The sequence below is a fragment of the Caballeronia insecticola genome (assembly GCF_000402035.1).
Taxonomy (GTDB): Bacteria; Pseudomonadota; Gammaproteobacteria; order Burkholderiales; family Burkholderiaceae; genus Caballeronia; species Caballeronia insecticola.
The window spans coordinates 924,030-936,993 of record NC_021289.1; the positions used below are offsets into that span (position 1 = coordinate 924,030).

Genomic DNA, 12,964 nt, shown 5'->3' on the forward strand with positions numbered 1-12,964 from the left:
CTTCATTAGAGAAGTTCGCGCGCAACGCTTCAATCATCCGCAGGTATGCCCGCCCATACATCGGTATATTCCGGACCGAAGGCGAGCGCGCACTGCTCACGAAGAAACCGCCAGCGGCAACGTAAAGAAGAAGCGCGCACCGCCATGGGGCGATGCGTTATCTGCCGCAATCTCTCCACCATGCGCCTCGATAATCGAGCGGCAGATTGCGAGCCCCATGCCCATGCCGTTTTCCTTCGTCGTAAAGAAGCTCTGAAATACGCGATTCATGACCTGCGGGTCGATGCCCGGCCCGCTGTCCTCCACCGCGCACGTGACCGAAGACGCATCGGGCATGGTCGTGCGGATCGTAATCTCGCTGCGCGCGTGCGCCGTCGAATCCATCGTTTGCATTGCCTGCATCGAATTAACGAGCAGGTTCACGATGACCTGCTGCAACTGCACGCGATCCGCCAGCACGACCGGCGAACCCGTCGCACTTTTGCGCACGATATTCACGCCATGCGCATGCACTTCGTGCTGCAAAAACACGAGTGCTTCGTCGATGAGCGCATCGAGCGGTGCCGCAACGCGCTTTGCATCGCGCCGCACCGCCATTGCGCGAATACGATCGACGATATCGACCGCGCGTTTCGCATCGATGGCAATGCGCTGTCCGATAAGCCGCGCTTCGGCGACATCCGGCACCGGACGATCGAGCCAGCGCGTGCCGAGCGCGCTGTTCATCGTGATCGCCGCGAGCGGCTGCTTCAACTCGTGCGCAATCGATGCGCTCAGTTCGCCCAGCATCGAGATGCGCGCGGCGTGCGCAAAATCCGCCTGAAGGCGCTGCAACATTTCCTGCGCGCGAATGCGTTCCGTCAGGTCGACGAGACTGATCAGCGCAATGCCCAGTTCCTCCGTTGCGCCCGGCCGTGCGACTGTCAGCAGCACGTCGATGATGCGGCCATCCAGCGTTGGCACTCTGGTGGTCTCCTGAAACAGCGCCGCACCGCTATAGCGGCTCTCCAGCGCCCGCCGAAACGTGCCGGGGCTATCGCGCCACACCCATGAGAGCGGGCCGAGCAGCACGCTCCTGTCGCGCGCGCCGAACATCTGCGCGGCATGATGATTGACTTCCTCGACAACAAGCAACTCCATCGCCCGATCGAGCCATCCCGGATGAGTGTCGATGTAATCGGAGAGATCTTCCACGCCTTGCGCGCGCAGTTCCGACAACAACGTGATCAGCGGCTGTGCATCGATCTGCCACAGCCCGACCGGCATATCGAAGAACAAGCTGCGATAGCGATGCTCGCTGCGCACGAGCGCCGCATGCGCCTGCTTGCGCGTGGTGATGTCCTTGAGCGCGCCGAGCACGCGCATGCCTGCGTCCACATCGACGATCACATGTCCCACCAGTTGCAGATGCCTCACGGAGCCATCCGGCATCATCAGACGATGCTCCACATCGAAAGGCTGACGGTCGTGCGTGGCGCGATCGAGCATGAGGCGCACGAACGTCACATCGTCGGGATGCACGCGTGCCAGCATCAGATCGAGCGTCGGCACCGTCGCGAGATCGTATTCGAAGATACGAAAGCTTTCCTTCGACCAGAACAACTCGCCGCGCGCCACGTGCCAGTCGAAACTGCCGGTACTGCTCAGTTGCTGCGCGTCCGCGAGCAACGCTTCCGCATGTTGCAGATCCGCATAGAGGCGCGCGGTTTCGAGCGACATCGCCGCCTGCGACGCCAGCAGACGAAGCACCGCCGTGCGCGCCGGCGTGAACACGTTCGAGGCCAGACTGTTTTCGAGGTAGAGCACGCCGATCAGCCGCGTCTGCTTCACAAGCGGCAGACACAGAATCGAGCGGCAATCGTTGCGGCGGATGTACTCGTCCGACGAATACGGATTCACCGACGACGCATCGTCGAGCAAGAGGCTGTCACCCGTGCGCATCACATAGCGCAGCACCGATTTCGGCAGATCGGCCTCTTCCGCGCGCTGCTTCGTCAAACGCACTTCGACGACATCGGCGCGGGTCGTCGCTTCGGCTTCCACGCGCAGTTCCTTGCGCCGTTTGAGGATCAGCACGCCGCGGTTCGCGCCGGCATGTTCGAGCGACAGTCTCATCAACGTGTGGATCAGTTCTTTGAGATCGACCCCGCTGAAGATGGCGCGCGACACGTTGACGACGGTCGCGAGATCGAGCTGTTCGTTCGATGTTGCGATCGTGTTGTCGAACTTCGACGTCTCGTGACGCAATTGCGCATGGCTGCGTACCATCTGGCTCACCTTGCCCCTTGCGCCCCAGCGGTCATAGCATGAGCGCGCATTGAGAAGATAGCTGTCCGCGATCGTTTCGAGGCCACGCTCCGCATGAAAGCGCGCGGCCAGTTCATGCGCGAGCGCCTGGTTCTGAATGAACCCGTGCTCGCGCGCCGATCGCACCGCCTCCTCGTAGAAGTGCATGGCTTCCGGGTCGCGGCCTTCCACGCGTGCCAGTTCCGCTGAAACCAGCGCGTGCCGATGACGGAAGTTCTCGGGACAATGCTTCGTCCACAGCGCGAATTTCTCGCAAGTCGCATGAATCGCATCGCGCCACTCGCGTTGCTGCTCTACATTCGCCGATGCATGAAGCGCGGCGAGCGTCAGCGCATGAAAGAAGTGGAACGTGGCCTCGATGGGCAACGCCATGGCCGCATCGAGTATGGAGCGCGCGTTGTGTGCGGCGTCGAGTGCATCGGTATAGCGCGCGTCGAGATACGCGAGCATCAGACGCATGATGTAATGGAACGCGATCCCGCAGCCGAAGTTGGCCCGCGCGACCACGGCGAACGATGCCTCGGCATCGAAAGCATGAACGCCGCCGGCCTGTCCTTGCAGCGTCGCGACGAAATGCTGTTCGAGGCGGATCGTTTCATAGACGGCATCGTTACGGCTCTGCCGCGCAAACGATGCATAACGCTCCGACACGCTCAGCACGTCGGCGAGCGGTGTGCCCTTTTCTATCGTCTGCCAGACCGTCGTGAAGGCGAGATATCCCGCGAAGGCCAGATCGCCCACGTCGAGGCACGCGGCGCTCGCCCGCTCGAGGATCGGCAGATCGGTCATGATGTGACGTCGCCAGAAGTTGATGTGATTGCCATGCAGATGCAGCAGCTTGCCCTGAAAGCGCCGGTTGCCGAACTTCTCGTTGAGCTTCAGCGACATCTCCGAGTACTGCACGGCAGACGCAATATCGCCGAGGCTCGACACCAGCATCAGCGAGTAGTTGCCGTAGGCGAAGCTCGACTTGTCGGTATTGCCCGCGCGCAACGAGAGATTCACCGCCTTCAGCGTGATGAGCGGATAAAACGCGGGCCGCGCGATGAATGCGCACGGCATCGATTCCACCAGCAAGTCGACGATGGCCCAGGTCGCCGGATCGGACGCCACGGGCGCATCGACGAGTGTGCCGATCGCGCGGCCCGCTAGATTGAGCGTCGTGTCGCGCAACTCGGCTTCGACTTCGGCGTTGACGGCGGTATCGTCGAGCGGCAGCAGCACGCCGAAATCGCGCAACGCAAGGCGCGCCACGTCGAAGCTTTCGTCGAAACGTCCGGCGACCTGATACAGCTCCATGCGCAAACCGAAGACCTTCGCGCGGTCGAGCGTGGAGTGCGCGCGTTCGAGCAGCATGTCGAACAACGTGTCGGCCTGCGCGAAATCGCCCGCCAGATACTCGCATTCGGATAGCGCCAGATACAGCTCGAACGTGCGCTCGTAATGACGCGTCCACGCATCGAGCGCGAGCAACGCGGCGCCATGCGCGAGATACGCCCGCGCGGATGCGAACGCGGCCGAATGCATCGCGCGCTGTCCCGCCGCATAATTCAGCGCAACCGTGCGCTCGCGCTCGGCGTCGTCGTTCATGAGCGACGCTGCACGGTTGAGATGATTGACGATCTCGAAGAGCAACTCATCGAGCTTGTCCGACGATACCGCCGAACTCAGCGCACGGCCGATACGCAAGTGAGCCGCCGCGCGTTCTTCGGCGGGAATCAGCGCGTAGGCCGCTTCCTGCACGCGATCGTGCGCGAACACGTAGGCATCGTCGATCCGGCGCACGAGGCCCGCGCTCACGGCGCCCCACAGCTTTTTATCGATCGATGCTTCGGGCTGGCCGTCGATCAATGCAAGCGCATCGATCTTCGCGACATTGCCGAGAATCGCGAGCTGGCCCAGCGCATCGCGCGTGGCTTCGGGCAAGCGGTTGAGCTTCATCGCCATCAACTCGGCGACGTTCTCGGTCAGGCCCTTGCCGTGGATGCGCGGCAAGTCCCATGTCCAGATGCCCGCGTGATGATCGAAGGCGATCAGCGCTTCATCCACGAGCGCCGTGACGAACTGGATCACGAAGAACGGATTGCCGCCCGTCTTCTCGTGCACGAGTTGCGCGAGCGGCCCGGCTGCCGCAATCGAACAGCGCAGCGAATCGGCGATGAACTCCGTCACGTTTGCAGGCGTGAGCGGCGTGAGTTCGATACGCGCCATCTTCACGCCGGTGTCGCCGATATCGTCCAGCATGCGCGCGAGCCGATGCCCGGCATCGACTTCGTTATCGCGATACGCACCGACCAGCAACAAGTGCTTCACGTCCGCGTGCGTGGCGAGATGTTCGAGCAGATCGAGCGTGGCGGCATCGAGCCATTGCAGATCGTCGATAAAGAGCGCGAGCGGATGCTCGGGCCGCGCGAACACGCTCACGAAGCGCTGAAACACGATACGGAAGCGATTGTGCGCGTCCTGTGGCGGCAACCCCGGCACCGCCGGCTGCTCACCGATGATCAGCGCGAGTTCGGGAATCAGATTGACGATCAACTGGCCATTGGGCGTGAGCGCATCGGTGAGTGCACGCCGCCAGTGCTCGACTTCGGCATCGGTCTTGTTGAGGAGATCGCGCACGAGCGATTGAAACGCCTGCGCAAGCGGCACATACGGAATGTCGCGTTTGTATTGATCGAACTTGCCAGACGCGAACAGCCCGCGTGTCGGCACCAATACCTTGTGCAGTTCGTTGACCACCGACGACTTGCCGATGCCCGCATAGCCCGAGATCAGCACGCGTTCGGTGTCGCCCTCCGTCACGACGCGATTGAACGCCGCGATGAGTTCGCCGATCTGCACATCGCGTCCATAGAGCTTTTCGGGTATGCGCAAGCGATCGGACGCATCGCGCGTGCCGAGCGCGAATGGCGCGATTGCATGACGCGCTTCCCACGCGGACAAACACGTGAGCAAATCCGCCCGCACGCCTGATGCGGTTTGATAGCGCTGTTCCGCGGTCTTCGCGAGCAGCCGTTCGACGATCTGCGCGACCGGCGCGGGAATGCCGTGCACGCGCTCGCCGGGCGGAACGGGCTTGCGCGCGATATGGCAATGAATCCATTCGATCGCATTCGTTGCACTGAACGGCGGCGCGCCGGTGAGCATCTCGTAGAGCGTCACGCCGAACGAATAGAGGTCGCTGCGTGCGTCGATCGAACGGTTCATGCGGCCGGTCTGCTCGGGCGCCATATACGCCAGTGTTCCCGCGATGATTTCCGGCGGCGCGGGCGGCTGATGCTCATGCGGCAGCAACGACGCAATGCCGAAGCCCGTGAGACGCACGCGGTCTTCGGCATCGACCAGCACGTTGGCAGGCTTGATGTCCTTATGCACGATGCCGCATGCATGCGCCTCGCCGATCGCTTGCGCCAGATTCGCCGCGATACGCAAACAGCGCGTGAGTTCGAGCGGACGTCCCAGCATGCCGATCAGCGGATCGCCGCCGCCGTCATCGAGAATCAGTACCGGCGGCACGCGCCCCAGATCGAGCGCGAGCGGTTGCGCCGCCCATTCAGGATCGAGCAGCGAAGCCAGGCCGTACTCGTGTTCGAGGCGCATGATGCTCTGCGATGCGGGCTGCGTGGCGATCAGCGCAAGCACCGAGACGGGCGAGCCGGGCCGCTGCGCACGGCACAGCGACAACTCGCCGTCGTCGTGCAGCGGCTCGAGCGAAAAGCCGGTGAGATCCATGGAGATGCTCCTTGTCTCGCTGCTCTCTTCCGAGGAAAACGATACGTCGGACCGCACGGATCGCTTTACGAATCGAAAAGTAGCCTAGCACGCGAGGAGCGCGATGCACCTCCGGTGGATCAGTTCATGTGGACGCTAGCGCCAGAGCGTACCCGTGTAATAGCCGAGTCGCGCCTCGACATCATGATTCTTCTGCAGGCCGAGTTCCATCAACTGAGAGATCTTTTCCTGCGCTGCGGGACGTCCTACCGATGCGATGAAGGCATCCCATTCGGGTGCGACGGCCGAATCCGGCGGCAACGTTTGCGTGTTGACCTGCTGCTTGATCGCGGCGAGCGATTGCTTGTCGAAGGACGCGATACGTGTGGCGAGCGCATCGACGAAGTCGTCCAGTTCGTTGTCGGGAAACGAGCGATTCACGTAGCCATAGCGTTCGGCGAGCGGACCGTCGATATCGTTTCCGCTGACGAGCACTTCCAGCGCGCGGCCTCGGCCGATCATCCGCGATAGCCGTGTCATCGGTCCGCCGCCGGGAACGAGCGCCGCGCCGATCTCCCATTGCGACAGCAACGTGCCTTCGTTGCTTGCAAAGCGCATGTCGCTCGCGAGTGCGAGTTCACTGCCGACGCCGGTTGCGCGTCCGCGTATCTTCGCAATGGAGATGACCGATGTCCTGCCGAGACGCACCAGCATGTCGGGCAACGGCGGCAAGCCCGTCGGTCCCGGCGGCATGCTTGTGGTGGCTTCGAGCGGCGGCACGAAATCGTAGTGCGTGAGAAAGAAGCCGGGCACCGCGCTCTCGAAGACGACCACCTTGACATGCGGGTCGGTTTCGAGCGCGCTTACGACCGCGTTGAGTTGCGGCATCGTGTCCGGCCCGAAAATGTTGAAGGGCGGATTGTCGATGATGATCCGCCAGTACGACGGACTGCGAGGTTCGATTCTGATCTGCGCGTGCGCGCTGTCCTGAGCCATCTCGATCTCCATGGAAGCAATGCCGGACTATCCGCGCAGCACCTTGAGCAAATCCTGCGCGGCCGACTTCGACGATGCAGGGTTCTGCCCCGTGATCAGACGCCCGTCGATGATCGACAGCACCTGCCAGTCAGGCACTTTCTCGAAGAGGCCGCCGAGCCGCTTGAGTTCGTCTTCGACGAGAAACGGCACGACCTTCGTGAGCTGCACCGCTTCTTCTTCCGAATTGGTGAAACCCGATACACGCTTTCCTTTCACGAGCGGTTCGCCGTTCACCTTGACGTGACGCAGCACGCCCGGCGCATGACATACGAAGGCGACCGGCTTGCCCAAATTCCAGAAGCGTTCGATCAGCGCGATCGAAACCGGATCTTCCGCCAGATCCCACATAGGCCCATGACCGCCGGGATAGAACACGGCGTCGTAGTCGTCGGCGTTCATGTCGGCGAGTTTGGCCGTGGTCGCGAGCACACGTTGCGCCGCGGGATCGGCTTTGAAACGCTCGGTCAGTTCTGTCTGGCCTTCCGGCGTATCGCTCTTGGGATCGAGAGGCGGCTGACCGCCTTTAGGCGAGCACACCGTGATATCCACGCCTGCATCCAGAAACGTGAAGTACGGCGCCGCGAATTCCTCCAACCAGAAACCGGTCTTCTTGCCCGTATTGCCAAGCTGGTCATGCGAAGTCATCACCATCAATATCTTCATGGTCCGCACCCATATAAAAGAGCTATTGGTTCATCCACGCATGGTCGTGGTGAAAGCACTATAGGCGGTGAAGCGTCGCGCATAGCGGCATGCGCATACCAAGGTATAGGGTTCTATACAACGGCGCTATCGACTTGACCTGGCAGCCGCGGTTTCATTTCGTCACTATGTGCTTAGTGATTCGAAAGGAGGCTGACATCGGTTTGGTTCATGGACGCCGTTCGACGTCGTGGGGATTTTTACTGCTTAAGGCGGATTCTTTGGCTTAGTCAGTAACTGCTGTATCGACAACCGGAAAGTTCTCCCTGCGAATATCTGCTAGAGTTGGCACGTCTAAAAACAAGAAAAAAATTCCATTGCCGGTTGACCCGAATACACGGCCAAACAACCTGTCGACGCGCTTTCAATAAGGCTTCGAAGGTCTTCCGTCCGTCACGTCCACGTCACCGCGCTGAACCGATCCCGGTCGTGTATTTGTCGCGCGCAGTTCTTTTTTGCGTGTCTCCGATATCGTCTGATCATGCCGATGCTCGCTCCAAGAGCGCACGCATTCGACTGATCATTGATCATGCGTTACCCACTTGTTGGAGGAATCATGGTCCCCGGATTGCGTTCGACGCCGAACAGGACGAAGACCGAGAACACGACGCCCGTGGTCTATGTCATCGACGATGACGAATCGATCCGCTTCACGCTCGAAAGTCTTGCGCGGTCTGTCGGACTGCGGGTCGAGACTTTCGATTCGCCGGGTGCATTCCTCGCGTTTCCAAAGCACGACGCGCCGAGTTGCCTGATCCTCGACGTCAGGCTGCGCGGCGAAAGCGGCCTCGCATTTCAGGCCGACGCGGCCCGCTCAGGTCTGCGCATGCCGATACTTTTCATCACCGCGTATGGCGACATCGAAATGACGGTCAAGGCGATGAAAGCGGGCGCGCTCGACTTCTTCGAGAAGCCGTTTCGCGAGCAGGACATGATCGACGCCATCGCGCATGCGCTCAAACGCGATGCCCGGCGCCGCGCGTCCGAAGAGGCGCTTGCGGGCGTCTTCGCTTCGTACGAATCGCTCACGGTTCGCGAGAAGGAAGTGATGAAGCACGTCGTCGCGGGTCTGCTTAATAAGCAGATTGCCTACGAGATGAATTTGAGCGAGATCACCGTGAAGATCTATCGCGGCCAGGTCATGAAGAAGATGGCCTCGCGCAGTCTGCCCGATCTCGTGAGAAAGGCCGAGGCGCTCGGCATCGAATCGACGTCTGCCACGTCGTTGAAGCTTGCGCCGCTGTCACGCATTGCCGACGACGACGATGCGACCGCATCGCCCGTCGTGGTCAACGTGATGCCGTCGCCGAGTGCTCGCCGGGCATCCTGAGTGCTCGCTGGGTCAAACGCGATTTTTAAACCGGCGCCCGGCTTTCGAGCACCGATGCGAGAATCATCGAATGGCCATTGCACACGGTTGAGCGGCTGCTCGGTCGATAAACAAAATCACCGGGCGCGATGCGCTTGCCGCTCATCGCGCAGACGCCGGCCGCGCGCGCTCGCGACGTTCGCCATGTCTGATGCCCATAACAACCGCACGTAGCGTCGCGCCAGTAGACCGTCGCGGTCGTCGATGTCGGCCGTTCGACGACATCGACCATCGGCGCGCGATCGAATGCGACGGCGGTCATTGCGGCGCGTTCGCGCTGAACCTGTCGCGATGCGCTTGCGAGATAAGCATTCGCTCGTCCATTCAACATGACGATGATCTGCGACCACGGGTCCGACAACTTGAGCGTGCGATGCATGATGAACCTCCCTGATCACAGTTGCGCGGCTTGCTGAATGGATTGCGCGAAAGCATCGGGCGCTTCCTGCGGCAAGTTATGGCCGATACCGCCGCTAATGTTGCGGTGCAGATACTTGCCGCTGAACTTCTTCGCATAAGCGGCGGGCTCGGGATGCGGCGCGCCGTTGGCGTCGCCTTCGAGCGTGATGGTCGGCACGGATATCGCGGGCGCGGCGGCAAGACGCTGTTCGAGCGCATCGTATTGCGCTTCGCCCTGCGCGAGACCGAGACGCCATCGATAGTTGTGAATCACGATAGCCACGTGATCCGGGTTGTGGAACGATGCGGCAGAGCGCTGATACGTGGCATCGTCGAAATGCCATTTGGGCGACGCGAGTTGCCAGATCAGCTTGTTGAACGCGTCCAGATTCGCCGCATAGCCGAGCGCGCCGCGCTCCGTCGCGAAGTAGTACTGGTACCACCATTGAAGTTCGGCCGACGGTGGCAACGGCTTCTTGTTCGCCGCCTGACTGCCGATCAGATAGCCGCTGACCGACACCAGCGCCTTCACACGTTCGGGCCATAACGCGGCGATGATGTCCGCCGTGCGCGCCCCCCAGTCATAGCCGCCGAGCACGGCTTGATCGATCTTGAGCGCATCCATCAATGCGACGATATCGAGCGCGGTCACAACCTGTTGCCCATTGCGCGGCGTGCCCGTCGAAAGAAAGCGGGTGGACCCGTAGCCGCGCAAGTACGGCACGATCACGCGATAACCCGCCGACGCAAGCCGCGGCGCGACATCGGCATAGCTGTGGATGTCGTATGGCCAGCCGTGCAGCAGGATTACTGCGGGGCCGTCGCTCGGGCCGCTCTGCGCGTAGCCCACACTGAGCACGCCCGCGTCGATCTGCCTGATCGGTCCGAGGCTTGCGCTGCCCGCTGTCTGTCCGTAGGCAGTGCCCATCACGCCTGCCTCGGCCAGCGCGATCATCGCGAACGTCGCACCGACGATGCGGCGGCGTTGCATATCGACCGAATCGTTCATTACCCGTTCTCCAGTTCGATGCTTTGGGAAACCCTCGCGTCTATGGAGAAGTGTATGGAGTCGGAAGGCCGGGCGCAGTCGTACCATCGTATGCGCGCGGTATCGATTGATTTGCCCGACCTATCTGAAGGTATGCTTCACAGGCTGGCGTGCATGTGCGTGACGAAGGACCGGATGACGTGCTCGTTTCGCGACATCAGCACGAACGGACCCACGCGCGTCGATATCAGCAGCCCCGCTTCGACCAGCACTGCAAGATGCGCCGAGACGGTCGATTGAGACAGCCCGCTGCGCGCCTGAATCGCATTCGACGGAACGCCCTGGCCGAATTCGATTCGCTCTTGCGCAAAGGCTTCGCCGGGCGTTTTCAGCCACGCGAGAATATCGCGCCGCACGGAACTGGCAAGCGCCTTGTGAATGAGATTCGCGTCCATGATGTCGCTCGGCAAACGTCAGAACATATCGGCGGCGGGTTGCGTCGATATGCCCGACACGTCGGACTCCCGCGCCGAACGGGACGGTATGAACGGCCCCGTGATCATGTTCGAATAGCTTTGCCCGGGGCCTACCATCGGAAACACGTCGGCGTTGCGGTCGATCATCACTTCGAGAAACGCGGGGCCGTCGAATTCGACGAACGCTTTGAGCTTCTCTTCGAGTTCGCGCGATGTCTCGACACGGCAGGCAAACGTAAAGCCATCGGCCTGTGCCGCGAGCACGAAGTCTTTCCGATGCAGCGCCTTGTCGCTCACGACCATACGCCCGTCGTAAAAGAGACGCTGCCATTGGCGAATCATGCCGTCGCCGCCATTGTTGAGCAGCAGGACCTTGACCGGCACGTCATACGTCGTCGCCGTTTCGAGTTCGCCGATATTCATGCGGATGCTGCCGTCACCGTCGATATCGATCACGAGCGCGTCCGGCCTCGCGAGTTGCGCGCCGATGGCCGCAGGCAGGCCGAATCCCATCGTGCCCATGCTGCCGGATGTGAGCAGGCTGCGCGGCTCGGCGAAGTCGAAGAACTGCGCGGCCCACATCTGATGCTGGCCCACGCCGGTACTGATGATCGCGCGGCCACCTGTGATCTCGCTCAGCTTTTCGACGACCCACTGCGGCTGGATGGACGGATTGTCGCGGTCGTAGTTCATGCCGTACCTGCGCTTGAGATCGACTGCATGTTCGGTCCATTGCGTGGCCGGCAAGGCGTCGGGACCTCGCGCCATCAGCGAATGCAAGGCTTCCTTCGCATCGCCCACGTGACTCCACTGCACGCGTTTGACCTTGTTGATCTCCGCTTCGTCGATATCGATATGCGCCACGTATCGCGCGTTCGGTGCGAACGCTTCAGGACGGCCACCCGCGACGCGGTCGTCGAAACGCGCGCCCACGGCTATCAGGAAGTCGCAATCTTCGACCGCATAATTCGCGCATGCCGCGCCATGCATGCCGAGCATTCCAAGCGACAGTTCATGCTTCGGCGACATCGCGCCAAGCCCCATCAATGTCGATACGACCGGAATCCGATAACGCTCGCTAAAGCGGCGCAACTCCGCCGCAGCCCCCGATGTAATCACTCCGCCGCCCGCATAAAGCAGCGGCCGTTTGCTGTGCGCCAGCAGGTCGAAGAATTCGGCGCACTTGCTTTCTTCGAGACGAGCACCCTTGGCCACCAGACGAAGACGATCCGAATAGCCACGAAAATGCAGCGTGCCATGTCCGCGATACGGGCCCTTCCAGTTCTGAATGTCCTTGGGCACATCCACGACAACCGGACCCGGACGGCCCGTGCGTGCGATCTCGAATGCGCTGCGCAGCGTCTGTTCGAGCTTGTCCGGATCGGTCACGAGAAAGACTTGCTTGGCGCATGCGGACATGATGTTGAAGACCGGCGCTTCCTGAAACGCATCGCTGCCGATGGCCGCGCGCGGCACCTGACCGCATATGAGCACGACAGGCACGGAGTCGCCGTTGCAGTCGGCGATGGGCGTCACTGCATTCGTCGCGCCCGGCCCCGATGTCACCATGAAGACACCGACCTTGCCGCTTGCCCGCGCATAGCCCGCGGCCATGAAGCCCGCCGATTGTTCGTTGGCCGGCACCACGAGCCTGATCTGCTGCTCGGGTTGGTCCGCGTGCATTGCGTTGAAGCGGAACACGGCATCGTAGGTCGGCAGGATTGCGCCGCCGCTATAGCCGAACACGGTGTCGACACCTTGTTCGGCCAACACGCGCAGAATGATATCGGCGCCGGACATCGATTCGTCGATGGGATTCGGTTCGGGGAGAAGTTGCGGATTAACCTTCGGGTTTCGGCTCATATCTGACTCGCAAGGAAACCGGCGCCGACGAAATCGGCGCGCGGATCAAGAAACGGTTTCCCTTCCAACTCGAGAACAGCGTATGTTCCGCACCAGTCGACAGACGAT

8 protein-coding genes are annotated in these 12,964 nt (G+C 61.5%); 1 reads left to right on the forward strand and 7 read right to left on the reverse strand.

Annotated features, from left to right (window positions below; all coding sequences use genetic code 11):
* Positions 1–96: 96 nt before the first annotated feature.
* The 3 genes from BRPE64_RS28870 to BRPE64_RS28880 all read right to left on the reverse strand — a co-directional run bounded on the left by BRPE64_RS28870 (position 97) and on the right by BRPE64_RS28880 (position 7,722).
* Entirely contained in the window at positions 97–6,042 is a 5,946-nt protein-coding gene (locus tag BRPE64_RS28870) for an AAA family ATPase (RefSeq protein ID WP_016348532.1), read from the reverse strand.
* Between the two features lie 135 nt (positions 6,043–6,177).
* Entirely contained in the window at positions 6,178–7,017 is an 840-nt protein-coding gene (locus tag BRPE64_RS28875) for an enoyl-CoA hydratase/isomerase family protein (protein WP_044043839.1), read from the reverse strand.
* Positions 7,018–7,044: 27 nt separating this feature from the next.
* On the reverse strand, positions 7,045–7,722 hold the full coding sequence (locus BRPE64_RS28880; protein ID WP_016348534.1) for a type 1 glutamine amidotransferase domain-containing protein: 678 nt from the start codon (positions 7,720–7,722) through the stop codon (positions 7,045–7,047).
* Positions 7,723–8,317: 595 nt separating this feature from the next.
* Here BRPE64_RS28880 and BRPE64_RS28885 point away from each other — a divergent pair.
* Positions 8,318–9,091, forward strand: a complete 774-nt coding sequence (locus BRPE64_RS28885; RefSeq protein ID WP_016348535.1) for a response regulator transcription factor — start codon at positions 8,318–8,320, stop codon at positions 9,089–9,091.
* 25 nt (positions 9,092–9,116) lie between these two features.
* Here the strand turns inward: BRPE64_RS28885 and BRPE64_RS28890 are convergent, their stop codons facing one another.
* The 4 genes from BRPE64_RS28890 to ilvB all read right to left on the reverse strand — a co-directional run bounded on the left by BRPE64_RS28890 (position 9,117) and on the right by ilvB (position 12,856).
* Positions 9,117–9,509, reverse strand: coding sequence for a DUF3331 domain-containing protein (locus BRPE64_RS28890; protein WP_016348536.1), 393 nt, complete (start codon positions 9,507–9,509; stop codon positions 9,117–9,119).
* Between the two features lie 15 nt (positions 9,510–9,524).
* Positions 9,525–10,538 carry an alpha/beta fold hydrolase gene (locus tag BRPE64_RS28895; protein ID WP_016348537.1) on the reverse strand — a complete coding sequence of 338 codons (1,014 nt, stop codon included), beginning with the start codon at positions 10,536–10,538 and terminating at the stop codon, positions 9,525–9,527.
* 137 nt (positions 10,539–10,675) lie between these two features.
* Entirely contained in the window at positions 10,676–10,972 is a 297-nt protein-coding gene (locus BRPE64_RS28900; protein ID WP_044043842.1) for an ArsR/SmtB family transcription factor, read from the reverse strand.
* 18 nt (positions 10,973–10,990) lie between these two features.
* The gene (gene ilvB, locus BRPE64_RS28905; protein ID WP_016348539.1) at positions 10,991–12,856 is read right to left on the reverse strand and encodes a biosynthetic-type acetolactate synthase large subunit; all 1,866 of its coding nucleotides are present in this window, start codon (positions 12,854–12,856) and stop codon (positions 10,991–10,993) included.
* Positions 12,857–12,964: the final 108 nt, after the last annotated feature.

Coding starts and splice junctions, on each gene's coding strand:
- BRPE64_RS28870 (WP_016348532.1), bottom strand. CDS start 6,042: ATGGATCTCACCGGCTTTTCGCTCGAGCCGCTGCACGACGACGGCGAG.
- BRPE64_RS28875 (WP_044043839.1), bottom strand. CDS start 7,017: ATGGCTCAGGACAGCGCGCACGCGCAGATCAGAATCGAACCTCGCAGT.
- BRPE64_RS28880 (WP_016348534.1), bottom strand. CDS start 7,722: ATGAAGATATTGATGGTGATGACTTCGCATGACCAGCTTGGCAATACG.
- BRPE64_RS28885 (WP_016348535.1), top strand. CDS start 8,318: ATGGTCCCCGGATTGCGTTCGACGCCGAACAGGACGAAGACCGAGAAC.
- BRPE64_RS28890 (WP_016348536.1), bottom strand. CDS start 9,509: ATGCATCGCACGCTCAAGTTGTCGGACCCGTGGTCGCAGATCATCGTC.
- BRPE64_RS28895 (WP_016348537.1), bottom strand. CDS start 10,538: ATGAACGATTCGGTCGATATGCAACGCCGCCGCATCGTCGGTGCGACG.
- BRPE64_RS28900 (WP_044043842.1), bottom strand. CDS start 10,972: ATGGACGCGAATCTCATTCACAAGGCGCTTGCCAGTTCCGTGCGGCGC.
- ilvB (WP_016348539.1), bottom strand. CDS start 12,856: ATGAGCCGAAACCCGAAGGTTAATCCGCAACTTCTCCCCGAACCGAAT.